Raw genomic sequence first — 21992 nt, 5'->3', positions numbered from 1 at the left:
CTCAACCCTTCAGCGCGTCGAGTTCCTCGACGTTGATGCTGGCTCGGTTGCGGAACAGCACGACCAGGATGGCCAGGCCGATGGCCGACTCGGCCGCCGCGACGGTCAGGATGAAGAACACGAAGACCTGGCCGCCCATGTCGCCCAGATAGTGCGAGAAGGCGACGAAGTTCAGGTTGACCGCCAGCAGCATCAGCTCGATGGCCATCAGCAGCACGATCAGGTTCTTGCGGTTCAGGAAGATGCCGATCACCGACAGCGCGAACAGCATCGCACCCAGCGTCAGGAAGTGGCCCAGGGTCAATCCAGCGGCGCCGATCATGCCTGGCCTCCTTCTTGGGGTGCTTGTGCGGGTGCGGCGACGGTGGGCGCCATCTTCACGATCTTCAGGCGTTGGGCCTTGGTGACCTTGACCTGCTCGGAGGCGTCCATGGCACGCGAATCCTTGCGGCGGCGCAGCGTCAGCGCGATAGCGGCGACGATGGCGACCAGCAGCAGCACGGCGGCGATCTGCAGCGGGTAGAGGTAGCTGGTGTAGATCTCGATGCCCAGCAGCTTGGTGTTGCCGAGCTGGACTTGGGCGGCGGTGGCCATCGGGGCGTCGGACAGCTGGAATCCGCCCATCAGCACGATGCCCATCTCGAAGGCGATCAGCGCGCCGATGACGGCCGCCACGGGCAGGTGCTTCCAGAAGCCCTCGCGCATGCTGTCCGTGTTCAGGTCGAGCATCATCACGACGAACAGGAACAGCACCATGACGGCGCCTATATAGACGAGCACCAGCGCGATGGCCAGGAACTCGGCCTTCAGCAGCATCCAGATACAGGATGCCGTGAAGAACGACAGGATCAGGAACAGCGCGGCATGCACGGTGCTGCGCGCCGTGATGACACGGAACGACGACACCAGCAGGATGCCGGAGAAGACGTAGAAGAGGATGGTCGTGATGTCCATGGGTATCCAGGCCAGCTGAGCCGGACCGCTGGGCGCCTGGCGGCGCGGCAGCGATCAGCGGTACTTGGCGTCGGCCTCCTTTTGCGCAGCAATTTGCGGCTCGTACTTGTCACCGACCGCCAGCAGCATGTCCTTGGTGAAGTAGAGGTCGCCGCGCTTCTCGCCGTGGTATTCGAAGATGCTCGTCTCGACGATGGAGTCCACCGGGCAGCTCTCTTCGCAGAAGCCGCAGAAGATGCACTTGGTCAGGTCGATGTCGTAGCGCGTCGTGCGGCGGCTGCCGTCGGCGCGCACGTCGCTCTCGATGGTGATGGCCATCGCGGGGCAGACGGCCTCGCAGAGCTTGCAGGCGATGCAGCGTTCTTCACCGTTCTCGTAGCGGCGCAGCGCATGCAGGCCGCGGAAGCGCGGGCTCAGCGGCGTCTTTTCCTCGGGGAACTGGATGGTGATGTTGCGCGAGAGGAAATGCCTCCCGGTGAGCTTCATCCCCTTGAGCAGTTCCCAGAGGAAAAAGGTCTTGGCGAAATTCGTGATTGCAGTCATGAGCGCCGCCTCACTTCCAGATGTTGAACGGCGTCTGCATCCAGGCACCGACAACGACCAGCCAGATCAGCGTGATGGGAATGAAGATCTTCCAGCCCAGACGCATGATCTGGTCGTAGCGGAAGCGGGGGAACGTGGCACGCACCCACAGGAACATCGTGACGACGACGAAGGTCTTGGCGAACAACCAGAACCAGTTCCAGAAGGCCATCGAGCTCAGGGCCCACTGCGGCGTGTCCATGCCCAGCAGATGCCAGGAGATCGGTGCGCTCCAGCCGCCCAGGAACATGACGACGGCCAGCGCCGACACCAGGATCATGTTGGCGTACTCGGCCAGGAAGAACATCGCGAACGACATGCCCGAGTACTCGATCATGTGGCCGGCGACGATCTCGGATTCGCCTTCGACGACGTCGAAGGGGTGGCGGTTGGTTTCCGCCAGGCCCGAGATGAAGTAGACGATGAAGATCGGGAACAGCGGCAGCCAGTTCCAGGACAGGAAGTTCACGCCCATGGACGCGAAGGTGCCGCGCTCCTGCACCTGCACGACCTCGGTCATGTTCAGGCTGCCGGTCACCATCAGCACGACGACCAGCGCGAAGCCCATCGCGATCTCGTACGAGACCATCTGCGCCGACGCGCGCAGCGCGCCCAGGAAGGCGTATTTCGAGTTGGACGCCCAGCCGGCAATGATGACGCCGTAGACCTCGAGCGAGGTGATCGCCATCAGGAACAGCAGGCCGGCGTTGACGTTGGCCACCGCGGCATCCGGGCCGAAGGGCACGACGGCCCAGGCGGCCAGCGCTGGCATGATGGTCATGACGGGGCCGAGGAAAAACAGGCCCTTGTTCGCGGCGGTCGGCTTGATGATCTCCTTGAAGATCAGCTTGACCGCATCGGCGATGGGGGTCAGCAGGCCGTACGGGCCGACGCGGTTCGGGCCCGGGCGGATCTGCGACCAGCCGATGGCCTTGCGCTCCCACAGCGTCAGGTAGGCGACGCAGCCGAGCAGCGGCAGCAGTACCGCGACGATCTTCAGCAGGCTCCAGACCAGGGGCCACAGGGCCCCCAGCAGCGAGGCGCCGTTCTGGTAGAGGGTGTCGATCATTCCGTTTAGCTCCCTCAGACCTTGGCGATGCTCAGCGTGCCGAAGGCGGCGCCGAGGGTGGCGGTTTGGGCCAGGCCGGCGGGCACGCGGGCAACGCCCTCCGGCAGGCCGGCTTCGAGGCGGGCGGGCAGTTGGGCGGCACCGCCGTCCTGCACGATGCGGACCTGGTCACCTTCGGCCAGGCCGAGTTGCTGCCACAGGCCGGCGGGCAGGCCGACCGTGGCGGCCTCGCGGCCGTCGGTGGTCAGCTGCAGCGACGTGGAGTTGCGCACCAGCGCATCGGTCGCGTAGATGGGCAGGTTGGCGAAGCGCTCGATGCCATCGCCCTTGGCCACGGCTTGCGGCTTGGCCGAGGTGGCGTTGGACAGGCGGCCGGCGATGTCGCCGCCCAGGGCCTGTTCACGAACCTGCTCCGAGCTGTCCTGGTCGAAGCCGGGCAGGCCCAGCAGGTTGCCCAGCACGCGCAGCACCTTCCAGGCCGGACGCGTCTCGGCCAGCGGGCGCACGACGCCGACGAAGCTCTGCAGGCGCCCCTCGGCGTTGACGAAGCTGCCGGAGGTCTCGGTGAAGGGGGCGATGGGCAGCAGCACATCGGCGTACTCGAGGCCGCTCTTGAAGGGGCTCAGCACGACGACCATCTCGGCCGCATCCAGCGCCTTGGCGGCGGCGGCGGCGTTGGCGGAGTCCAGCACCGGGTCGGTGTTCAGCAGCACCACGGCCTTCAGCGACATGCCATTCAGCATCTGGCCGGCGTTCAGGCCGTCGACCTGGGGCTGGGCTTTCACGAGCTGCGCGCCAACGGTGTTGGCATCGGCCGTCAGGTAGCCGACGCTGGCGCCGGTCTGCTGGGCGATCCACTGCGCCAAAGCCAGCAGGCTGGTGGCCTGCGGATGTTCGGCGGCGGCGTTGCCCAGCAGGATGGCCTTCTTCTGGCCCGACTGCAGGCTGGCGGCGATGGCCTTGGCCTGATCGGTAGCCGTGCCGGCCAGCGGTGCACCGGCGCCGATGGCGGCGGCCACATCGGCCAGGGCTTGCACCCAGCCCGAAGGCGCGATGGCTTGTGACGCGGCGAGCGGCATTAGCCAGTCGTCGCTGCTGACGCCGATACGGCTGACGGCGGCACCGCGGCGCGCGGCATGGCGCAGGCGGGCGGCGAACAGCGGATGGTCCTTGCGCAGGTTGGAGCCGACGACGAGGGCGCGATCCAAGTCCGACAGGCTTGCGATGCTCGTGCCCAGCCAGCGGGCCTGGCCCGCCGCGGCGACATTGCCGAAGTCGCTGTGGCGCAGGCGGTGGTCGATGTTGTCGCTGCCAAGGCCGCGCACGATCTGCGCGAGCAGATGCAGCTCCTCGACGGTGCTGTGGGCCGAGCCCAGTGCACCGATGGACGCTGCGCCATGATCGGCCTTGATGGTCTTCAGGCCGTTGGCGATGTATTCCAGCGCGACGGTCCAGTCGACCTGCTTCCAGGCGCCGCCCTGCTTGATCATGGGCGCGGTCAGGCGCTGGTCGCCGTTCAGCGCTTCATAGCTGAAGCGGTCGCGGTCGGCGATCCAGCATTCGTTGACGTCCTCGTTCTCGAGCGGAACGACGCGCATGACCTGGTGGTTCTTGACCTGGACGACCAGGTTGGCACCGGTCGAGTCGTGCGGACTGACGCTCTTGCGGCGCGACAGCTCCCAGGTGCGGGCGCTGTAGCGGAAGGGCTTGCTCGTCAGCGCGCCAACCGGGCAGATGTCGATCATGTTGCCCGACAGCTCGGAGTCCACCGTGCGGCCGACGAAGGTCTGGATCTCGCTGTGCTCGCCGCGATGGGCCATGCCCAGCTCCATGACGCCGGCGATCTCCTGGCCGAAGCGCACGCAGCGGGTGCAATGGATGCAGCGGCTCATCTCTTCCATCGAGATCAGCGGGCCCACGCTCTTGTGGAAGACGACGCGCTTCTCTTCGGTGTAGCGGCTTTTTCCCGCACCGTAGCCCACGGCCAGGTCCTGCAACTGGCATTCGCCGCCCTGGTCGCAGATGGGGCAGTCCAGCGGGTGGTTGATCAGCAGGAATTCCATGACGCCCTGCTGGGCCTTGACCGCCTTGTCGCTCTTGGTGCGGACGATCATGCCCTGTGTGACCGGGGTCGCGCAGGCGGGCATGGGCTTGGGCGCCTTCTCCACGTCTACCAGGCACATGCGGCAGTTGGCCGCGATGCTGAGTTTCTTGTGGTAGCAGAAGTGCGGGATGTAGGTGCCGGCCTTCTCGGCTGCATGCATGACCATGCTGCCTTCCTGGACCGAGACCTTTTGACCGTCGAGTTCGATTTCAACCATGATGGTGTTTCCCTAGGCAGCTCAGGTCGGAGCCACCAGGGGCTTCTTGTGTTCAATCAGGTGCACGAACTCGTGCTTGAAGTTCTTGATCATGGCGCGCACTGGCATCGCGGCAGCGTCGCCCAGCGCGCAGATCGTGCGGCCCTGGATGTTGTCAGCCACCGAGTTCAGCAGGTCGATGTCCTCTGCCCTGCCCTCGCCGTGGTAGATGCGCTCCAGCACGCGGTGCATCCAGCCCGTGCCTTCGCGGCAGGGCGTGCACTGGCCGCAGGACTCGTGGGCATAGAAGTAGGACAGGCGCAGCAGGCTCTGCACCATGCAGCGCGAGTCGTCGATGACGATAACGGCGCCCGAGCCCAGCATGGAGCCGGCCTTGGCGATGGAGTCATAGTCCATCGTGCACTGCATCATCACCTCGGCCGTCAGCACCGGCGCGGAGGAACCGCCGGGAATGACGGCCTTGAGCTTGCGGCCCTTGCGCACGCCGCCCGCCATCTCGAGCAGCACCGAGAACGGCGTGCCGAGAGGGATCTCGAAGTTGCCGGGCTTCTCGACGTCGCCCGACACCGAGAACAGCTTGGTGCCACCGTTGTTGGGCTTGCCAATCTCGAGATAGGCCTGGCCGCCATTGCGGATGATCCAGGGCACCGCGGCGAAGGTCTCGGTGTTGTTGATGGTGGTGGGCTTGCCGTACAAGCCGAAGCTGGCCGGGAACGGCGGCTTGAAGCGCGGCTGGCCCTTCTTGCCTTCCAGCGATTCCAGCAGCGCGGTTTCCTCGCCGCAGATGTAGGCGCCGAAGCCATGATGGGCATGCAGTTGGAAGCTGTAGCTGCTGCCCATGATGTTGTCGCCGAGGTAGCCGGCAGCGCGGGCTTCTTCCAGGGCCGCTTCGAAACGCTCGTAGACCTCGAAGATCTCGCCGTGGATGTAGTTGTAGCCGACCGTGATGCCCATCGCGTAGGCGGCGATGGCCATGCCCTCGATGACCTGATGCGGATTGAACATCAGGATGTCGCGGTCCTTGCAGGTGCCGGGCTCGCCTTCGTCGGAGTTGCAGACGAGGTACTTCTGGCCCGGGAACTGGCGGGGCATGAAGCTCCACTTCAGGCCGGTCGGGAAGCCGGCGCCGCCGCGGCCGCGCAGGGCCGAGGTCTTAACCTCGGCGATGACCTGGTCGGGCGTCAGGCCTTCGCCGCCGTCCTTGCCAAGGATCTTGCGCAGGGCCGCGTAGCCGCCGCGGGCTTCATAGTCCTTGATCGACCAGTTCCTGCCGTTCAGGTCCGCATAGATCTGCGGGCTGATGTGGCGGCCGTGGAAGCAGGTCTCGGCGCCGGTGCTTTGGAATTTGGAGAGGTCCAGCATCGTCTTCCTCAGGCCTTCGTCGCTTGCGCACGCAGCGTGTCGACCAGCTCGTCGAGGCGCTCGGTCGTCATGAAGCTGCACATCTGGCGATCGTTGACGAGCATCACCGGCGAGTCGGCGCAGGCGCCCAGACATTCGCTCTTCTGCACGGTGAACAGGCCGTCGGCCGTCGTGCCACCCTGCTCGATGCCGAGCTTGCTGCACAGATGGTCCAGCGCCTTCTGGCCGTCGCGCAGCTGGCAAGGCAGGTTCGCGCAGACGTTCAGCTTGAACTTGCCGACCGGCTTCTGGTTGTACATGTTGTAGAAGGTCGTCACCTCGTACACGGCGATGGGCGCCATGCCGAGGTGGGCGGCGATCGCGTCTTCCGCGGCGCGGGACACGAAACCCTCTTCCTGCTGCACGATGGCCAGGCAGGCCATGACGGCAGACTGGCGTAGTTCGTAGGGGTACTTGGCGACCTCGCGGTCGAAGCGAGCGCGGGTTGCGTCGCTCAGGGTGTAGTCGGTGCTGCTCGTCATCGTCTGCCTGTCAACGATCGATTTCGCCGAACACGATGTCCATCGTGCCGATGATGGCCACGGCGTCCGCGATCATGTGGCCCTTGCCCATCTCGTCCAGGGCCGCGAGGTGCGGGAAGCCCGGCGCGCGGATCTTCAGGCGATAGGGCTTGTTGGCGCCATCGCTGACCATGTAGATGCCGAACTCGCCCTTGGGGTGCTCGACGCCTGCATAGGCCTCGCCCGCGGGCACATGGAAGCCTTCGGTGAAGAGCTTGAAGTGGTGGATCAGCTCTTCCATGTTGGACTTCATGTCCACGCGCGCCGGCGGCGCCACCTTGTGGTTGTCGGTGATGACCGGACCGGGGTTGGCCTTCAGCCATTGCACGCACTGCTGGACGATGCGGTTGGACTGGCGCATCTCCTCGACCCGCACGCAGTAGCGGTCGTAGGTGTCGCCGTTGGTGCCGACCGGCACGTCGAAGTCCATCTTGGCGTAGACGTCGTAGGGCTGCTTCTTGCGCAGGTCCCAGGCGATGCCCGAGCCGCGCAGCATCGGGCCGCTGAAGCCGAGGTTGAGCGCGCGCTCGGGCGGCACGACGCCGATGCCGACCGTGCGCTGCTTCCAGATGCGGTTGTCGGTCAGCAGCGTCTCGTAGTCGTCGACGTTCTTCGGGAAGCGCCGGCAGAAGTCCTCGATGAAGTCCAGCAGCGAGCCCTGGCGGTTTTCGTTGAGCTGGGCGATGGTCTTCGCGTTCTTGATCTTGCTGACCTGGTACTGCGGCATGCTGTCCGGCAGGTCGCGGTAGACGCCGCCCGGACGGAAATAGGCCGCGTGCATGCGCGCACCCGACACCGCCTCGTACATGTCGAAGATGTCCTCACGCTCGCGGAAGCAGTAGATGAGGATGTTCATCGCACCGCAGTCGATGCCGTGCGCGCCCAGCCACAGCAGGTGGTTCAGGATGCGGGTCAGCTCGCCGAACATCACGCGGATGTACTGCGCGCGGATGGGCACTTCGATGCCCAGCATCTTCTCGATGGCCAGGCAGTAGGCATGCTCGTTGGACATCATCGACACGTAGTCGAGACGGTCCATATAGGGCAGCGACTGGATGAAGGTCTTGCTTTCGGCGAGCTTCTCGGTCGCGCGGTGCAGCAGGCCGATGTGCGGGTCGGCGCGCTGGATGACTTCGCCGTCCAGCTCCAGCACCAGGCGCAGCACGCCGTGCGCGGCCGGGTGCTGAGGGCCGAAGTTCAGCGTGTAGTTCTTGATTTCTGCCATTACAGACCGCCGTACTTGTCTTCGCGGATGATGCGCGGCGTGATCTCGCGCGGCTCGATGGTCACCGGCTGGTAGACCACGCGCTTTTGCTCGGCGTCGTAGCGCATCTCGACGTGGCCCGACACCGGGAAGTCCTTGCGCATCGGGTGGCCGATGAAGCCGTAGTCCGTCAGGATGCGGCGCAAGTCGTTGTGGCCGTCGAAGATGACGCCGTACATGTCGAAGGCCTCGCGCTCGAACCAGTTGGCCGAGTTCCACACCGGCGTGACCGAGGCCACGCAGGGGAAGTCGTCATCGGCCGCGAAGACCTTCAGCCGCAGGCGCCAGTTCTTGCTGACCGACAGCAGGTGGCTGACGACCGCGAAGCGCGGACCTTCACGGCCGCCATTGCCGTAGTCGCTGTAGTCGACACCGCAGAGGTCGATCAGCTGCTCGAGCTTGAGCTCGGGGTGATCGCGCAGCGTGGTCGCCACTTCGAGGTAGTCGGCGGCGCGAACCGTCAGCGTGAGCTCGCCGAGGGCATTCTTCAACTCGACGACACGCTCGCCGAGGATGGCACCAATCTGCTGGGCCAGGATTTCGAGGTTTTGACTCATGCCTAGGCTCAGCGGGCAATGGTGTTTTCGCGGCGGATCTTGGCCTGCAGCTGCAGGATGCCGTAGAGCAGCGCCTCGGCAGTCGGCGGACAGCCGGGCACATAGACGTCCACCGGCACGATGCGATCGCAGCCGCGCACGACGGAATAGCTGTAGTGGTAATAGCCGCCGCCGTTGGCGCAGGAGCCCATCGAAAGCACCCAGCGCGGCTCGGCCATCTGGTCGTAGACCTTACGCAGGGCCGGCGCCATCTTGTTGCACAGCGTGCCGGCCACGATCATCAGGTCGGACTGGCGCGGGCTCGGACGGAACAGCATGCCGAAGCGGTCGATGTCGTAGCGCGCAGCGCCCGCGTGCATCATCTCGACGGCGCAGCAGGCCAGGCCGAACGTCATCGGCCACAGCGAGCCCGTCTTGGACCAGTTGATGAGCTTGTCGACCGACGTGGTGACGAAGCCCTCTTTCAAGACGCCTTCAATACCCATTTGGAATTCCCAGCTTGTGTCGGCGGACGCTTATTCCCAGTCGAGGGCGCCTTTTTTCCATTCGTAGGCGAAGCCGACGACCAGAATGCCGAGGAAGATCATCATCGCCCAAAAGCCCGTCGCACCGATTTCCTTGAGCGCCACGGCCCAGGGAAACAGGAAGGCAATTTCCAGGTCGAAAAGAATGAACAGGATGGCGACGAGGTAGTAGCGCACATCGAATTTCATGCGCGCGTCTTCAAAGGCCTCGAAGCCGCATTCGTAGGGGGAGCTCTTGGCCTGATCCGGCCGGTTCGGGCCCAGCAGAGCGCCGAGCACCTGGGGTGCGATCCCGACCGCTGCGCCGACCAAAATGAAGAGGATGACGGGCAGGTATTGATCGAGATTCATTTGGGCTTTCTCAGGTCGACTATGTGTCTTCGTCAACGTGATCGCTGCACAAGCCAACCACAAAAGCAAACAGGCGCGCCACCAGCGAATCGAATGAATCGCTCGCGGATCGCGCCCGCCTTGAACCTTGCCCCGGAACACCCAGCTTCAGGCTGGATGGCCTTGGCGACAGGCCGCTGTTGGCCGATTCCCGCATCAGGACCAACGGGAATGCTAGCCGATTGTCTGGTGCCGTCGGCGAGACTCGAACTCGCACAGCTTTCGCCACTACCCCCTCAAGATAGCGTGTCTACCAATTTCACCACGACGGCAGGTACTTAAATATGCCTGGCAACCAGGGAGGGTTTGCTTGCCAGACAGCCTCGCATTCTATACCGGATTTTGGTGACGTCCGGCGAGCAAGCGAGGTTTTTGGTCGGGCCTCAGTTCGCCGCAGCCGAAGCAGCGGTAGAGGCAGGCGCAGCGATCGGCGCGACGACGGCGGCACCGGGGATGGCGGCAGCGCCCGAAGCGGCCTGGACCGGCGCGACGACGGCGGCGCGGTCCAGCACGCTGTCGGAGGCGCTCGACGCCGACGTGCGACCATTGGACAGATAGGCTAGGCCCAGCGTGCAGCCGAAGAACAGCGTCGCCGCGACGGCCGTGCTACGCGACAGGAAGTTGGCGCTGCCGGTGGCGCCGAACAGGCTACCCGACGCACCGCTGCCGAAGGAGGCACCCATGTCGGCTCCCTTGCCATGCTGCACCAGCACCAGACCGATGATCGCCAGGGCCGAGAGCAACTGAACGATCAACACCAGATTCGCAAAGAACTGCATTCCAAACACTCCATCAATACTCGATGGCGCCCTGCCCTGCGGCCGGGCGCCGGGAAAATTCAGTGGGCTGCCGCGCGGCAGATGGCGGCGAAGTCGGCCGCCTTCAACGACGCGCCGCCGATCAGGCCGCCGTCGATGTCGGGCTGGCCGAACAGCTCGGCGGCGTTGTCGGCCTTGACGCTGCCGCCGTACAGGATGCGCATGACGCCGGAACGATCGGTCGCCGCGTGCAGCTGGGCGCGCAGCACAGCATGCACGGCCTGGGCCTCGGCAGGCGTCGCGGTCAGTCCGGTGCCGATGGCCCAGACGGGCTCATAGGCCACAACCATCTCGCCGCAACAGTGGCCCAGCGTGTGGATGACGGCGGCGAGCTGGCGCTTGACGATGGCTTCGGTCTGGCCGGCCTCGCGTTCGGCACGGGTTTCGCCGACGCAGACGATGGGCGTCACGCCGTGGGCCAGCGCCGCCTTAGCCTTGTCGGCGACGAGCTGGTCGCTCTCCGCGTGGTAGGCCCGACGCTCGGAGTGGCCGACGATGGCATAGCGGCAACCGATGTCGGCCAGCATCACACTGGACACCTCGCCGGTGTAAGCGCCCTGCTCGTGCGAGGAGCAGTCCTGCGAGCCATAGGCGATCGTCGTGCCGGTCAGCCCGAGCGCCGTCTCGGCGATGTAGGGGAAGGGCACGCAGACGGCGACGTCGGCATTCCAGGGGCCAGCCTCCTTCAGGCCGGCGAGCAGCTGGGCGTTGGCAGCGCGGCTGCCATGCATCTTCCAGTTGCCCACGACGAGTTTCTTTCTCATCTCCACTCCATCACCAGTTCAGCACGATCTTGCCGATGTGCTGGTTGGATTCCATCAGTGCGTGCGCCTCGGCCGCTTGCGCAGCGGGCAGCTCGCGGTAAATGACGGGCTTGATCCGGCCGGCCTCGATCAGCGGCCAGACCCGGTCGCGCAGCGAGCGCGCCACGGTCGCCTTGAAGGCTGCAGAGCGCGGGCGCAGCGTCGAGCCGGTGATCGTCAGGCGCTTGCGCAGCACGAGGCCGGCATCAATTTCCGACTTCACGCCGCCCTGCACCGCGATCAGCGCCAGGCGGCCATCCTCGGCCAGCGCCTGCACGCCACGGGCTATGTAGTCGCCGCCCACCATGTCCAGGATCACGTCGACGCCACGGCCGCCGGTCGCGGCCGCGGCCTCGGCGACGAAGTCCTGTTCCCGGTAGTTGATCGCCACATCCGCGCCCAGCGCCTTGCAGGCCTCGGCCTTGTCGGCGCCGCCCACCGTCACCAGCACGCGTGCGCCGAGCGCCCTGGCCATCTGGATGGCCGTCACGCCGATGCCGCTGGAGCCGCCATGGATCAGCAGCGTCTCACCGGCCTGCAGGCCGGCGCGGTCGAACACATTGGCCCAGACGGTGAAGCAGGTCTCCGGCAGCGTGGCCGCCTGCGTCGGCGTCCAACCCCTGGGCACCGGCAGGCATTGGCCGACGGGCGCCACGCACAGCTCTGCATAGCCGCCGCCATTGACCAGCGCGCAGACCTTGTCGCCCAGCTTGAAGCCATGCGCGGCCAGGGCCTGATCATCGCCGGCGACGATCTCGCCCGCGACCTCCAGCCCCGGCAACTCGCTCGCGCCCGGCGGCGGCGGGTAGGCGCCCCTGCGCTGCAGCACGTCCGGGCGGTTGATGCCCGAGGCTGCAACGCGGATCAGGCACTCACCCGGGCCCGCGATGGGATCCGGCCGCTCGGCCAGTTCCAGCACCTCGGGCCCGCCGGGGCGGGTGATCGCGACGGCACGCATGCTGCGTGGCTTACTCCGCGGCGGGCGCCGCGGCGTTCTCGGCGGCCGGAGCCGGGGCGGCTTCGCGGGGCTCGCGCTCCGGACGGTCGATCAGGGCCTTCATGGAAAGCTTGATGCGGCCCTTCTCGTCGGTCTCCAGCACCTTGACCTTGACGACCTGGCCTTCCTGCAGGAAATCGGTGACCTTCTCGACGCGCTGGTGGGCGATCTGGCTGATGTGCAGCAGGCCATCCTTGCCGGGCAGCAGGTTCACGAGGGCGCCGAAGTCCAGGATCTTGACGATCGGGCCTTCGTAGACCTTGCCCACTTCGACCTCGGCCGTGATCTCGGCGATGCGCTTCTTGGCCATCTCGGCCTTCTCTGCGTCGGTCGAGGCGATGGTGATGGTGCCGTCTTCGCCGATGTCGATGGTGGTGCCGGTCTCTTCGGTCAGCGCGCGGATCGTGGAGCCGCCCTTGCCGATGACGTCACGGATCTTCTCCGGGTTGATCTTCATCGTGTACAGGCGCGGCGCGAACTGCGACACCTCGGTGTTGGCCGTGCCCATGGCCTCGACCATCTTGCCCAGGATGTGCAGGCGGGCCTCTTTGGCCTGAGCCAGCGCGACCTGCATGATTTCCTTCGTGATGCCCTGGATCTTGATGTCCATCTGCAGGGCGGTGATGCCGGTCGTCGTGCCGGCCACCTTGAAGTCCATGTCGCCGAGGTGATCCTCGTCACCGAGGATGTCGGTCAGCACGGCAAAGCGGTTGCCATCCTTGATCAGTCCCATCGCGATGCCGGCCACGTGGGCCTTCATCGGCACGCCGGCGTCCATCAGCGCCAGGCAGCCGCCACAGACGGAGGCCATCGACGAGGAACCGTTGGACTCGGTGATCTCGGAGACGACGCGCAGCGAGTAGGGGAAGTCTTCCTTGCTCGGCAGCGCGGCGATCAGCGCGCGCTTGGCCAGGCGGCCATGGCCGATTTCGCGGCGCTTCGGCGAGCCCACACGACCCGTCTCGCCGGTGGCGAAGGGGGGCATGTTGTAGTGCATCATGAAGCGGTCTTCGAACTCGCCGTCCAGCGCGTCGATGCGCTGCGCGTCGCGGTCCGTGCCCAGCGTGGCAACCACGAGGGCCTGCGTCTCGCCGCGCGTGAACAGCGCCGAGCCGTGGGTGCGCGGCAGCAGGCCGTTGCTGATCTCGATGGGGCGCACGGTGCGGGTGTCGCGGCCGTCGATGCGCGGCTCGCCGGCCAGGATCTGGCTGCGGACGATGCGGGCTTCGATCTCGAACAGCAGGCCCTCGACCTCGACCTTGTCGAAGGCGACGCCTTCAGCGGCCAGCGCAGCGAACACGTTCGCGGCAGCACTGCGGCAGGCTTGCGTGCGGGCCTGCTTGGAGCGGATCTGGTAGGCCTCGCGCAGCGGGCCTTCGGCCAGGCTGTTGACCTTGGCGATGAAGGCCTCGTCCTTGGCGGGGGCCGCCCAGTTCCAGGAAGGCTTGCCGGCTTCCTTGACCAGGTCATTGATCGCGGCGATCGCGACGTTGCCTTGCTCGTGGCCGTAGACGACGGCGCCCAGCATCACTTCTTCCGACAGGCCCGAGGCCTCGGACTCGACCATCAGCACAGCGGCTTGCGTGCCGGCGACGACCAGGTCCATCTGGCTGTTGGCCAGCTCGGACTTGCTGGGGTTCAGCAGGTACTCGCCGTTGACATAGCCGACGCGGGCGGCGCCGATCGGGCCGTTGAACGGGATGCCGGACACGGCCAGCGCGGCGGACGTGCCGATCATGGCGGCGATGTCTGCCTGCACTTCGGGGTTCAGGCTGACGACGTGGATGACGACCTGGACTTCGTTGAAGAAGCCTTCGGGGAACAGCGGGCGGATCGGGCGGTCGATCAGGCGGCTGGTCAGCGTCTCGTGCTCGGAGGGGCGGCCCTCGCGCTTGAAGAAGCTGCCGGGGATCTTGCCCGCGGCATAGGTCTTCTCGAGGTAATCGACGGTCAGCGGGAAGAAGTCCTGGCCGGCCTTGGCTTCGGTCTTGGCGACCACGGTGGCCAGCACGACGGTGCCTTCGATGTTGACGAGGACGGCGCCGCTGGACTGGCGGGCGATCTCGCCCGTTTCCAGCACGACGTTGTGGCGGCCCCATTGGAAGGACTTGGTGACCTTGTTGAACATGGACATGCTCATCTCCTGGTTGTTGTGAACGCTTCAGCGTTCGAGTGAACCGGGAACGAGGCTGGGTTTGGTCCAGATGCCATTCCAGGGCGGTTCAGCAAACCGTCTTGGAATGATCCGACACCACGTCAGCTCGGTTCCGGCAGATGGACAAAGAGCCTGTACTGGGCTTGAGGACCAGACAGGCTCCGTGTCGGATTCAGCGATTTACTTGCGCAGGCCGAGCTTGGCGATCAGCGCGACGTAGCGGGCGGAGTCCACGCGCTTCAGGTAGGCCAGCAGGCTCTTGCGCGTGTTGACCATCTTCAGCAGGCCGCGGCGGCCGTGGTGGTCCTTGGCGTGCAGCTTGAAGTGGGGGGTCAGCTCGTTGATACGGGCGGTCAGCAGGGCGACTTGGACTTCGGGGCTACCCGTGTCGTTGGCGCTGCGGGCATTGGCCTTGACGATTTCGGCCTTGTTCAGATCGGCGACGGACATTTTGTTTTCCAAAGGGTTTCGGAAGTCCGGCCGGGCGAGACGCAACTGATGGCGCTGCCGCAGACGGTTTCCGGGGTTGACTTGCGGACACGGGGGAAACCACCCCGAGCCGTGCTGGATTGCTCTGCGCCCTGAAGCGCAAAACCTGCGGATTCTAGCGCAAAGCCAGAGACGGGCCAAACCGCAAGGCACCAGGCGGGCCAACGTAGGGCCGGACACCCCGGCTTTCAAGAGCCCGGACCGCCCTGCCCTGCAAATGCGTGACTTCTCTTCACCGGCACGACAAAGGCTCTTGAAGCGCATTGCCACCGCCTTATCTCCGAGTCATCGGGTGCTGCTCCCGACTGGTTCAGCAGCGCAAACCAACGGAGTCTTTTCCATGTTCTACCTGACCCACCCCCGCCATGTCACCCGCGTGCTGCGCCAGTTCGACACCGACACGACCCGCACTCCGGCTCTGGACGTGAGCGAAGACGACAAGGCCTATAGCGTCACCGTCGACATGCCCGGCGTCGCCAAGGAGGCCGTCAAGGTCAGCATCGAAGGCCGCCGCGTGAACATCGAGACCGCCGCCGAAGAGGCCGCCGCACCGACCGACGGTTCGCGCCTGCTCTACCGCGAGCGCCGCGCCGCCCGTTATGCCCGCAGCTTCTCGCTCCCCGTCGAGATCGACCAGGGGCAATCGCAGGCACGCTTCGAGAACGGCGTGCTGTCGCTGAACCTGGTCAAGCGCGTCGCCGAGAACGGCGGCCAGCTGACGATCAACTGAGCCGCGCTCGCTGACGCTGGTGCGTCAGCTGCCAAGCTCCCAGCGCGGGCTGACCTCGAAGCCGCCGTCCAGTCTGGCATTGGCCATGCCGCGCTGCACGCGCAGTGCGGCGGCCATCGCGATCATGGCGCCGTTGTCCGTGCACAGCGACAGCTCAGGGTAGTGCACGCGCACGCCCCGCTTGGCGCACACGGCATTCAGTTGCTCGCGCAGCCTGGCGTTCGCGCCCACGCCGCCGGCGACGACGAGGCGCTTCAGGCCTGTCTCTTTCAATGCCAGCAGCGACTTCTTCACCAGCACCTCGACGATGGCGGCCTGCGTGGACGCAGCGAGATCCGCACGCGTCTGTTCGCAAGGGCTGTCGCCGATCTTCTTCACCTGGGTCAGCACCGCCGTCTTCAGGCCGGCGAAGCTGAAATCCGGCCGGCCGCTGTGCAGCAGCGGGCGCGGCAGATCGAAGGCCTCCGGGTTGCCGAACTCGGCCATGCGCTCGAGGTGCGGACCGCCCGGATACGGCAGTCCCAGCAGCTTGGCGCTCTTGTCGAAGGCCTCGCCGGCCGCGTCGTCGATGGTCTCGCCGAGGATCTCGTACGAGCCCACATCGTCCACGCGCATCAGCTGCGTGTGGCCGCCGCTGACCAGCAGCGCGACGAAGGGGAACTCCGGCGGATCGGCCGACAGGAAGGGCGACAGCAGATGCCCTTCGAGGTGATGGATGGGCAGAGCCGGCACGTCCAGCGCCGCGGCCAGCGACACGGCCACGCCGGCGCCGACGAGCAGCGCGCCGGCAAGGCCGGGGCCCTGTGTGTAGGCGATCAGGTCCACGTCATGCAGTGCCAGGCCGGCCTGCGACAGCACCTCGCGCGTCAGTGGCAGCACGCGGCGCACGTGGTCACGCGAGGCCAGCTCGGGCACGACGCCGCCATAGGCCTGGTGCATGGCGATCTGGCTATGCAGGGCCTGCGCCACCAGCTTGGGCGACGCGTCGCCATGGACCTCGACAAGCGCGACCCCGGTCTCGTCGCAGGACGACTCGAAGCCGAGAACGCGCTGGACCGGTTTCACTTGCCTTCCTTGGCGTGGTTGATCGAGTACTTGGGGATCTCGACCGTGATGTCCTGCTGGCGCAGCAGCGCCTGGCAGGACAGGCGCGAGTCGGGCTCCAGACCCCAGGCGCGGTCCAGCATGTCCTCCTCGTCCTCCTCCATCTCGCTCAGCGAGCGGCCGCCTTCGCGCACGATGACGTGGCAGGTCGTGCAGGCACAGACCTGATCGCAGGCGTGCTCGATGTGGATGTCGTTGGCCAGCAGGGCCTCGCAGATCGACGTGCCGGGCGCCGTCGTGATGCTGGCACCCTCGGGACAGTATTCGGCATGCGGGAGGATCTTGATGACGGGCATGGTGTTCCTTCAGAGAGCCGAGACATTGCGGCCGGTCAGCGCACGGGCGATGCTGCGGTTCATGCGTTCGGCGGCAAAGCCTTCGGTCGCCTCGGCCAGCGCCTTCACGGCGGCGTCGATGGCATCGGCATCGCCTTCCATCGCGGCCAGGGCCGACAGGCGAGCCTCCAGCGCCTCGCGCTCGGCCTCGGGCAGCAGGTCGCCATCGGCGGCCAGCGCACTGCGCGTGGCGAGGATCATGCGCTCGGCCTCGACGCGCGCCTCGCGAAGCTTGCGCGCGGCCATGTCGCCCTCGGCGCTGGCGAAGCCGTCCTTCAGCATGCCGGCGATCTGCTCGTCGGACAGGCCGTAGCTGGGCTTGACGGTGATGGCCGCCTGCGCACCCGAGGTCAGCTCCTCGGCCGAGACGCTGAGCAGCCCGTCGGCGTCGACCTGGAAGCTGACGCGGATACGCGCCGCGCCGGCCGCCATCGGCGGGATGCCGCGCAGCTCGAAGCGCGCGAGTGAGCGGCATTCGCTGACCAGCTCGCGCTCACCCTGCACGACATGGACGGCCATCGCAGTCTGGCCGTCCTTGAAGGTCGTGAAGTCCTGAGCCTTGGCGGCCGGGATGGTCGAGTTGCGCTCGATGACGCGCTCGACCAGGCCGCCCATGGTTTCCAAACCCAGCGACAGCGGAATCACGTCCAGCAGCAGGATCTCGCCATCGGCCGCGTTGCCGGCCAGCTGGTTGGCCTGGATGGCCGCGCCCAGCGCGACGACCTCGTCGGGGTTCAGATTCGTCAGCACCTCGCGGCCGAACAGCTCGCCGACCGCGCGGCGCACGACGGGCATGCGCGTGGAGCCCCCCACCATGACCGTGCCCTGCACTTCCGCCGCCTTGACCTTGGCATCGCGCAGCACGCGCTTCACGGAGGACAAGGTCTTGGCGATCAGCGGCTGGGCGAGCTCTTCAAATTGAGCGCGGCTGACGGCCACGCGCAGTTCACCGGCATCCAGCGCGGCGACCAGCTCGGTCGAGTCGGCATCGGATAGGGCTTCCTTGGCGGCGCGTGCAGCCACCAGAACGGCGCGCTTGTCGTGGGCCGATTCGACGACACGGCCACCCAGCGCCCAGTCGGCCAGCACGCGGTCGAAGTCATCACCGCCCAGCGCCGCATCGCCACCGGTCGCGACGACCTCGAAAACACCGCGCGTCAGGCGCAGCAGCGAGATGTCGAAGGTGCCACCGCCCAGGTCGTAGACGGCGTAGAGGCCTTCACTGGCGTTGTCCAGGCCGTAGGCGATGGCCGCGGCCGTCGGCTCGTTGATGAGGCGCAGCACCTTGAGGCCGGCCAGTTCGGCGGCATCCTTGGTGGCCTGGCGCTGGGCGTCGTCGAAATAGGCCGGCACCGTGATGACGGCACCGAACAGGTCGTCGAGGAAGCTGTCCTCGGCGCGGAAGCGCAGCGTGGCCAGGATCTCGGCAGACACCTCGACGGGGCTCTTCACACCATCGCGCGTCGCCAGTGCCAGCATGCCGGGGCGGTCTTCGAAGCGGTAGGGCAGGCGCTCACGGTTGGCGATGTCGGCGATGGCCCGGCCCATGAAGCGCTTCACCGAAACGATGGTGTTCTCGGGGTCCTCGGCCTGGGCAGCGAGCGCGTCGGCACCGATCTGGCGGCGGCCTTCGGGCAGGTAGCGCACGGCCGACGGCAGGATCACCCGCCCCTGCGCGTCGGGCAGGCATTCGGCCACACCGTGGCGTACCGCGGCGACGAGGGAATGCGTCGTGCCGAGGTCGATGCCGACGGCGATGCGGCGCTGGTGCGGATCGGGCGAGGCGCCGGGTTCGGAAATCTGGAGAAGAGCCATGTTCTAGTCAGTTGGGGACAGAGCTACTCACTTCGTTCGGGCGGTCTGTCCCGCAATGTCCTCTTGCGTCGCAAGGCGCTGGTCGATATCGGAGCGAAAACGCTGGATGAACATCAGCGCCCTCACCTGCGCGGCGGCGGCCGGCGCGTCGTTGTTGTCGTCGAGCAGGCACTGGGCCTGGGCCAGCGCCGCGGTTTCGGCTTGCGCCGCGTCGTCGTCGAGGGCTTCCAGCGCGGACTCGCTGCTCGCGTCGTCCAGCGCCTCGCGCCATTCCATCTGCTGCATCAGGAAGGCCGCCGGCATCCGCGTGTTGTTCTCGGCCTGCACCGGCGCACCGCGTAGCTCGCACAGGTAGGCGGCGCGCTTCAGAGGGTCCTTCAGGCGCTGGTAGGCCTCGTTCACGCGCATGGCCCATTGCATGGCCACGCGCTGGGCCGCGGCGCCTTCGGCCGCGAAACGATCCGGGTGGACCTCGGCCTGCAGCGCCTTCCAGCGCGCATCGATGTCGGCGCGCGCCTGGGCCTGCGTCTGGGGCAGGCCGAAGAGCTGGAAGTCGTTGTCGGTCAGGCGCATGGTGCGGTGAAAAAGCAAAAAGCGCGGCCGGTGCCGCGCTCAGCAAAACATCAGTGTCGGTCAGACACGGAAGGATTCGCCGCAGCCGCAGCGGTCCTTCTCGCGCGGGTTGCGGAACTTGAAGCCTTCGTTCAGGCCTTCGCGGACGAAGTCCAGCTCGGTGCCGTCGAGGTAGGGCAGGCTCTTGGGGTCGATGAGGATCTTGACCTCATGCCCCTCGAAGACGACGTCCTCGGGCGCGACCTCGTCGGCGTATTCCAGCTTGTAGGCCAGGCCCGAGCAGCCGGTCGTCTTCACGCCCAGGCGCACGCCCACGCCCTTGCCGCGCTTGGCGATATAGCGCTTGACATGGCGGGCGGCGGCTTCAGTCAGCGTGACCGACATATCAGTTGGAGTGCTTGGCGCGGTAGTCGTCCACGGCGGCCTTGATGGCGTCTTCGGCCAGGATGGAGCAGTGGATCTTGACCGGCGGCAGGGCCAGCTCTTCGGCGATCTGCGTGTTCTTGATCGTCAGCGCCTCGTCCAGGCTCTTGCCCTTGACCCATTCGGTCACGAGCGAGCTGGAGGCGATGGCCGAGCCGCAGCCATAGGTCTTGAACTTGGCGTCCTCGATGAGGCCGGTCGCCGGATTGACCTTGATCTGCAGCTTCATCACGTCGCCGCAGGCCGGAGCGCCGACCATGCCGGTGCCGACGTCCTCGTCGCCCTTGTCGAAATTGCCGACGTTGCGGGGGTGTTCGTAGTGGTCAACGACCTTTTCGCTGTATGCCATGGTGTTCTCCTGAGGGGCTCAGTGCGCAGCCCACTGAATCGTGCTGAGGTCGATGCCGTCCTTGTACATGTCCCACAGCGGGGACAGTTCGCGCAGCTTGACGACGCGGTCGGTCAGCACGCTGATCGCATAGTCGATCTCTTCCTCGGTCGTGAAACGGCCGATGGTCATGCGCAGCGAGCTGTGCGCCAGCTCGTCGCTGCGGCCCAGCGCGCGCAGCACATAGCTGGGCTCCAGGCTGGCCGAGGTGCAGGCCGAGCCCGACGACACCGCCAGGCCCTTCACGCCCATGATGAGCGACTCGCCCTCGACATAGTTGAACGAGATGTTCAGGTTGTGCGGCACGCGCCGCTCCAGGTCGCCGTTGATGAAGGTCTGCTCGATGCCCGACAGACCCTTCACCAGGCGCTCGTGCAGCGCGCGGATGCGATCGCCCTCGTCGCCCATTTCCTCGCGTGCGATGCGGAAGGCCTCGCCCATGCCGACGATCTGATGCACCGGCAGCGTGCCGGAGCGCATGCCACGCTCGTGGCCGCCGCCGTGCATCTGGGCTTCCAGGCGCACGCGCGGCTTGCGGCGCACGTAGAGCGCGCCGATGCCCTTGGGGCCATAGGTCTTGTGCGAGGCCAGGCTCATCAGGTCGATGGGCAGCTTGGCGAGGTCGATCTCGACCTTGCCGGTGGCCTGGGCCGCGTCGACATGGAAGATGATGCCGCGCTCGCGGCAGAGATTGCCCAGCGCGACGATGTCCTGGATGACGCCGATCTCGTTGTTCACATACATGACCGAGGCCAGGATGGTGTCCGGGCGCAGGGCGGCCTTGAAGGCCTCCAGGTCGACGAGGCCGTTCTCCAGCACGTCGAGGTAGGTCACGTCGAAACCTTGGCGCTCCAGCTCGCGCATCGTGTCGAGCACGGCCTTGTGCTCGGTCTTCACGGTGATCAGGTGCTTGCCGCGGGTCTTGTAGAACTGCGCGGCGCCCTTCAGTGCGAGGTTGTTGGACTCGGTGGCACCCGAGGTCCAGACGATCTCGCGCGGGTCGGCGCCGATCAGCTCGGCCACCTGCACGCGCGCCTTCTCGACCGCCTCCTCCGCCTCCCAGCCCCAGGCGTGGCTGCGCGACGCCGGATTGCCGAAGTGTTCGCGCAGCCAGGGGATCATCGCGTCCACCACGCGGGGGTCGCACGGCGTCGTCGCGCCGTAGTCGAGGTAGATCGGGAAGTGCGGGGTCATGTCCATGGGAAAGGCTCGTCTTCTTATTTGCTGAACGCGCCGCTGATATTTCCACCCAGGGCGAACACCGAATTCGGTGCCGTCACGCGGATGGGCTTGAGCACGGGCTGGCTGGAGATGGCGCGCTTGACCGGCGCAGCCTCGACCTCGAAGCCCTTGGCCAGCTGCTCGTCGGCCAGCTTGCGCAGAGACACGGAGTCGAGGTACTCGATCATCTTGGCGTTCAGATTGGTCCAGAGTTCATGGGTGATGCAGCGGCCACTGTCCTCGCCCATGCAGTTTTCCTTGCCGCCGCAGCCGGTGGCGTCGAGCGCCTCGTCCACCGCGACGATGATGTCGGCGACGGTGATGTCCTCGGCCTTGCGGCCCAGCGAGTAACCGCCACCCGGCCCGCGGGTGCTTTCCACCAGTTCATGGCGGCGCAACTTGCCGAAAAGCTGCTCCAGGTAGGAGAGCGAAATCTGCTGCCTTTGGCTGATCGCCGCCAGGGCCACGGGGCCCGTATTCTCGCGCAGCGCCAGGTCCAGCATCGCGGTGACAGCAAACCGGCCTTTGGTGGTGAGACGCATACAAACTCCTTTGCGA

25 protein-coding genes and 1 tRNA gene are annotated in these 21992 nt (G+C 66.3%); 1 reads left to right on the top strand and 25 read right to left on the bottom strand.

Annotation, left to right across the window (positions count from 1 at the left end; translation table 11 throughout):
* Position 1: 1 nt before the first annotated feature.
* The 17 genes from nuoK to rpsO form a co-directional block, all read right to left on the bottom strand.
* Positions 2 to 322: an NADH-quinone oxidoreductase subunit NuoK gene (nuoK, locus tag EV671_RS05555; protein ID WP_088481271.1), complete on the bottom strand. Its 321-nt coding sequence runs from the start codon at positions 320 to 322 to the stop codon at positions 2 to 4.
* Positions 319 to 954, bottom strand: a complete 636-nt coding sequence (locus EV671_RS05550) for an NADH-quinone oxidoreductase subunit J (protein ID WP_132570295.1) — start codon at positions 952 to 954, stop codon at positions 319 to 321. The genes nuoK and EV671_RS05550 overlap by 4 nt, the downstream gene beginning before the upstream one ends.
* A gap of 54 nt (positions 955 to 1008) precedes the next feature.
* On the bottom strand, positions 1009 to 1497 hold the full coding sequence (gene nuoI / locus EV671_RS05545) for an NADH-quinone oxidoreductase subunit NuoI (RefSeq protein ID WP_119046407.1): 489 nt from the start codon (positions 1495 to 1497) through the stop codon (positions 1009 to 1011).
* Positions 1498 to 1507: 10 nt separating this feature from the next.
* Positions 1508 to 2605 carry an NADH-quinone oxidoreductase subunit NuoH gene (gene nuoH, locus EV671_RS05540; protein WP_132570294.1) on the bottom strand — a complete coding sequence of 366 codons (1098 nt, stop codon included), beginning with the start codon at positions 2603 to 2605 and terminating at the stop codon, positions 1508 to 1510.
* 14 nt (positions 2606 to 2619) lie between these two features.
* Positions 2620 to 4926, bottom strand: a complete 2307-nt coding sequence (gene nuoG, locus EV671_RS05535) for an NADH-quinone oxidoreductase subunit NuoG (RefSeq protein WP_132570293.1) — start codon at positions 4924 to 4926, stop codon at positions 2620 to 2622.
* A 21-nt stretch (positions 4927 to 4947) separates the two neighbouring features.
* Positions 4948 to 6288 carry an NADH-quinone oxidoreductase subunit NuoF gene (nuoF, locus tag EV671_RS05530; protein WP_132570292.1) on the bottom strand — a complete coding sequence of 447 codons (1341 nt, stop codon included), beginning with the start codon at positions 6286 to 6288 and terminating at the stop codon, positions 4948 to 4950.
* A gap of 8 nt (positions 6289 to 6296) precedes the next feature.
* Entirely contained in the window at positions 6297 to 6809 is a 513-nt protein-coding gene (locus tag EV671_RS05525; RefSeq protein ID WP_132570291.1) for an NADH-quinone oxidoreductase subunit NuoE family protein, read from the bottom strand.
* Between the two features lie 10 nt (positions 6810 to 6819).
* Positions 6820 to 8073 (bottom strand): NADH-quinone oxidoreductase subunit D, encoded by a 1254-nt coding sequence (locus EV671_RS05520; RefSeq protein WP_132570290.1) that lies wholly within the window; start codon positions 8071 to 8073, stop codon positions 6820 to 6822.
* On the bottom strand, positions 8073 to 8669 hold the full coding sequence (locus tag EV671_RS05515; protein ID WP_132570289.1) for an NADH-quinone oxidoreductase subunit C: 597 nt from the start codon (positions 8667 to 8669) through the stop codon (positions 8073 to 8075). Before EV671_RS05515 ends, EV671_RS05520 begins: the two co-directional genes overlap by 1 nt.
* Positions 8670 to 8677: 8 nt before the next feature.
* Positions 8678 to 9154, bottom strand: a complete 477-nt coding sequence (locus tag EV671_RS05510) for a NuoB/complex I 20 kDa subunit family protein (protein ID WP_046113908.1) — start codon at positions 9152 to 9154, stop codon at positions 8678 to 8680.
* A gap of 30 nt (positions 9155 to 9184) precedes the next feature.
* Positions 9185 to 9544, bottom strand: a complete 360-nt coding sequence (locus tag EV671_RS05505; protein ID WP_132570288.1) for an NADH-quinone oxidoreductase subunit A — start codon at positions 9542 to 9544, stop codon at positions 9185 to 9187.
* A gap of 226 nt (positions 9545 to 9770) precedes the next feature.
* Positions 9771 to 9855: transfer RNA gene (locus tag EV671_RS05500), tRNA-Leu, on the bottom strand.
* Between the two features lie 111 nt (positions 9856 to 9966).
* Positions 9967 to 10362 carry a preprotein translocase subunit SecG gene (gene secG / locus EV671_RS05495; RefSeq protein ID WP_132570287.1) on the bottom strand — a complete coding sequence of 132 codons (396 nt, stop codon included), beginning with the start codon at positions 10360 to 10362 and terminating at the stop codon, positions 9967 to 9969.
* A gap of 59 nt (positions 10363 to 10421) precedes the next feature.
* Positions 10422 to 11165, bottom strand: coding sequence for a triose-phosphate isomerase (tpiA, locus tag EV671_RS05490; protein WP_132570286.1), 744 nt, complete (start codon positions 11163 to 11165; stop codon positions 10422 to 10424).
* Positions 11166 to 11175: 10 nt separating this feature from the next.
* Positions 11176 to 12162: an NAD(P)H-quinone oxidoreductase gene (locus EV671_RS05485; protein ID WP_132570285.1), complete on the bottom strand. Its 987-nt coding sequence runs from the start codon at positions 12160 to 12162 to the stop codon at positions 11176 to 11178.
* Positions 12163 to 12172: 10 nt separating this feature from the next.
* Positions 12173 to 14335, bottom strand: coding sequence for a polyribonucleotide nucleotidyltransferase (pnp, locus tag EV671_RS05480; protein WP_132570284.1), 2163 nt, complete (start codon positions 14333 to 14335; stop codon positions 12173 to 12175).
* A gap of 201 nt (positions 14336 to 14536) precedes the next feature.
* Entirely contained in the window at positions 14537 to 14806 is a 270-nt protein-coding gene (gene rpsO, locus EV671_RS05475) for a 30S ribosomal protein S15 (RefSeq protein WP_132570283.1), read from the bottom strand.
* Positions 14807 to 15185: 379 nt separating this feature from the next.
* Here rpsO and EV671_RS05470 point away from each other — a divergent pair, with 379 nt between their 5' ends.
* Complete coding sequence (locus EV671_RS05470; protein WP_165917477.1) at positions 15186 to 15575, top strand: Hsp20/alpha crystallin family protein; 390 nt, start codon at positions 15186 to 15188, stop codon at positions 15573 to 15575.
* Between the two features lie 24 nt (positions 15576 to 15599).
* Here EV671_RS05470 and tsaD read toward each other — a convergent pair whose 3' ends face one another.
* The 8 genes from tsaD to iscR are packed head-to-tail and all read right to left on the bottom strand — an operon-like array spanning position 15600 to position 21976.
* Entirely contained in the window at positions 15600 to 16640 is a 1041-nt protein-coding gene (gene tsaD / locus EV671_RS05465; RefSeq protein ID WP_132570281.1) for a tRNA (adenosine(37)-N6)-threonylcarbamoyltransferase complex transferase subunit TsaD, read from the bottom strand.
* Positions 16637 to 16975 (bottom strand): ISC system 2Fe-2S type ferredoxin, encoded by a 339-nt coding sequence (fdx, locus tag EV671_RS05460; protein WP_132570280.1) that lies wholly within the window; start codon positions 16973 to 16975, stop codon positions 16637 to 16639. Before fdx ends, tsaD begins: the two co-directional genes overlap by 4 nt.
* Before the next feature lie 9 nt (positions 16976 to 16984).
* Positions 16985 to 18829: a Fe-S protein assembly chaperone HscA gene (gene hscA, locus EV671_RS05455; RefSeq protein ID WP_132570279.1), complete on the bottom strand. Its 1845-nt coding sequence runs from the start codon at positions 18827 to 18829 to the stop codon at positions 16985 to 16987.
* Between the two features lie 27 nt (positions 18830 to 18856).
* Positions 18857 to 19402: a Fe-S protein assembly co-chaperone HscB gene (gene hscB, locus EV671_RS05450; RefSeq protein WP_132570278.1), complete on the bottom strand. Its 546-nt coding sequence runs from the start codon at positions 19400 to 19402 to the stop codon at positions 18857 to 18859.
* Positions 19403 to 19462: 60 nt separating this feature from the next.
* A complete protein-coding gene (gene iscA / locus EV671_RS05445) occupies positions 19463 to 19786 on the bottom strand; it encodes an iron-sulfur cluster assembly protein IscA (protein ID WP_088481289.1) in 324 nt (107 codons plus the stop codon).
* Position 19787: 1 nt separating this feature from the next.
* Positions 19788 to 20174, bottom strand: a complete 387-nt coding sequence (gene iscU / locus EV671_RS05440) for a Fe-S cluster assembly scaffold IscU (RefSeq protein WP_132570277.1) — start codon at positions 20172 to 20174, stop codon at positions 19788 to 19790.
* A gap of 18 nt (positions 20175 to 20192) precedes the next feature.
* Positions 20193 to 21413 (bottom strand): IscS subfamily cysteine desulfurase, encoded by a 1221-nt coding sequence (locus tag EV671_RS05435; RefSeq protein ID WP_132570276.1) that lies wholly within the window; start codon positions 21411 to 21413, stop codon positions 20193 to 20195.
* Between the two features lie 17 nt (positions 21414 to 21430).
* A complete protein-coding gene (gene iscR / locus EV671_RS05430) occupies positions 21431 to 21976 on the bottom strand; it encodes a Fe-S cluster assembly transcriptional regulator IscR (protein ID WP_132570275.1) in 546 nt (181 codons plus the stop codon).
* Positions 21977 to 21992: the final 16 nt, after the last annotated feature.

Source organism: Roseateles saccharophilus (assembly GCF_004342485.1).
In the GTDB taxonomy this organism is placed as follows: Bacteria; Pseudomonadota; Gammaproteobacteria; order Burkholderiales; family Burkholderiaceae_C; genus Pelomonas; species Pelomonas saccharophila.
The sequence above is the reverse complement of the archived record's forward strand: the minus strand, read 5'-3'. Positions and strand labels throughout refer to the sequence as shown.

Bases quoted from the DNA above. Each gene is read 5' to 3' on its own strand.
- nuoK (WP_088481271.1), bottom strand. From the start codon at position 322: ATGATCGGCGCCGCTGGATTGACCCTGGGCCACTTCCTGACGCTGGGT.
- EV671_RS05550 (WP_132570295.1), bottom strand. From the start codon at position 954: ATGGACATCACGACCATCCTCTTCTACGTCTTCTCCGGCATCCTGCTG.
- nuoI (WP_119046407.1), bottom strand. From the start codon at position 1,497: ATGACTGCAATCACGAATTTCGCCAAGACCTTTTTCCTCTGGGAACTG.
- nuoH (WP_132570294.1), bottom strand. From the start codon at position 2,605: ATGATCGACACCCTCTACCAGAACGGCGCCTCGCTGCTGGGGGCCCTG.
- nuoG (WP_132570293.1), bottom strand. From the start codon at position 4,926: ATGGTTGAAATCGAACTCGACGGTCAAAAGGTCTCGGTCCAGGAAGGC.
- nuoF (WP_132570292.1), bottom strand. From the start codon at position 6,288: ATGCTGGACCTCTCCAAATTCCAAAGCACCGGCGCCGAGACCTGCTTC.
- EV671_RS05525 (WP_132570291.1), bottom strand. From the start codon at position 6,809: ATGACGAGCAGCACCGACTACACCCTGAGCGACGCAACCCGCGCTCGC.
- EV671_RS05520 (WP_132570290.1), bottom strand. From the start codon at position 8,073: ATGGCAGAAATCAAGAACTACACGCTGAACTTCGGCCCTCAGCACCCG.
- EV671_RS05515 (WP_132570289.1), bottom strand. From the start codon at position 8,669: ATGAGTCAAAACCTCGAAATCCTGGCCCAGCAGATTGGTGCCATCCTC.
- EV671_RS05510 (WP_046113908.1), bottom strand. From the start codon at position 9,154: ATGGGTATTGAAGGCGTCTTGAAAGAGGGCTTCGTCACCACGTCGGTC.
- EV671_RS05505 (WP_132570288.1), bottom strand. From the start codon at position 9,544: ATGAATCTCGATCAATACCTGCCCGTCATCCTCTTCATTTTGGTCGGC.
- secG (WP_132570287.1), bottom strand. From the start codon at position 10,362: ATGCAGTTCTTTGCGAATCTGGTGTTGATCGTTCAGTTGCTCTCGGCC.
- tpiA (WP_132570286.1), bottom strand. From the start codon at position 11,165: ATGAGAAAGAAACTCGTCGTGGGCAACTGGAAGATGCATGGCAGCCGC.
- EV671_RS05485 (WP_132570285.1), bottom strand. From the start codon at position 12,162: ATGCGTGCCGTCGCGATCACCCGCCCCGGCGGGCCCGAGGTGCTGGAA.
- pnp (WP_132570284.1), bottom strand. From the start codon at position 14,335: ATGTCCATGTTCAACAAGGTCACCAAGTCCTTCCAATGGGGCCGCCAC.
- rpsO (WP_132570283.1), bottom strand. From the start codon at position 14,806: ATGTCCGTCGCCGATCTGAACAAGGCCGAAATCGTCAAGGCCAATGCC.
- EV671_RS05470 (WP_165917477.1), top strand. From the start codon at position 15,186: ATGTTCTACCTGACCCACCCCCGCCATGTCACCCGCGTGCTGCGCCAG.
- fdx (WP_132570280.1), bottom strand. From the start codon at position 16,975: ATGCCCGTCATCAAGATCCTCCCGCATGCCGAATACTGTCCCGAGGGT.
- hscA (WP_132570279.1), bottom strand. From the start codon at position 18,829: ATGGCTCTTCTCCAGATTTCCGAACCCGGCGCCTCGCCCGATCCGCAC.
- hscB (WP_132570278.1), bottom strand. From the start codon at position 19,402: ATGCGCCTGACCGACAACGACTTCCAGCTCTTCGGCCTGCCCCAGACG.
- iscA (WP_088481289.1), bottom strand. From the start codon at position 19,786: ATGTCGGTCACGCTGACTGAAGCCGCCGCCCGCCATGTCAAGCGCTAT.
- iscU (WP_132570277.1), bottom strand. From the start codon at position 20,174: ATGGCATACAGCGAAAAGGTCGTTGACCACTACGAACACCCCCGCAAC.
- EV671_RS05435 (WP_132570276.1), bottom strand. From the start codon at position 21,413: ATGGACATGACCCCGCACTTCCCGATCTACCTCGACTACGGCGCGACG.
- iscR (WP_132570275.1), bottom strand. From the start codon at position 21,976: ATGCGTCTCACCACCAAAGGCCGGTTTGCTGTCACCGCGATGCTGGAC.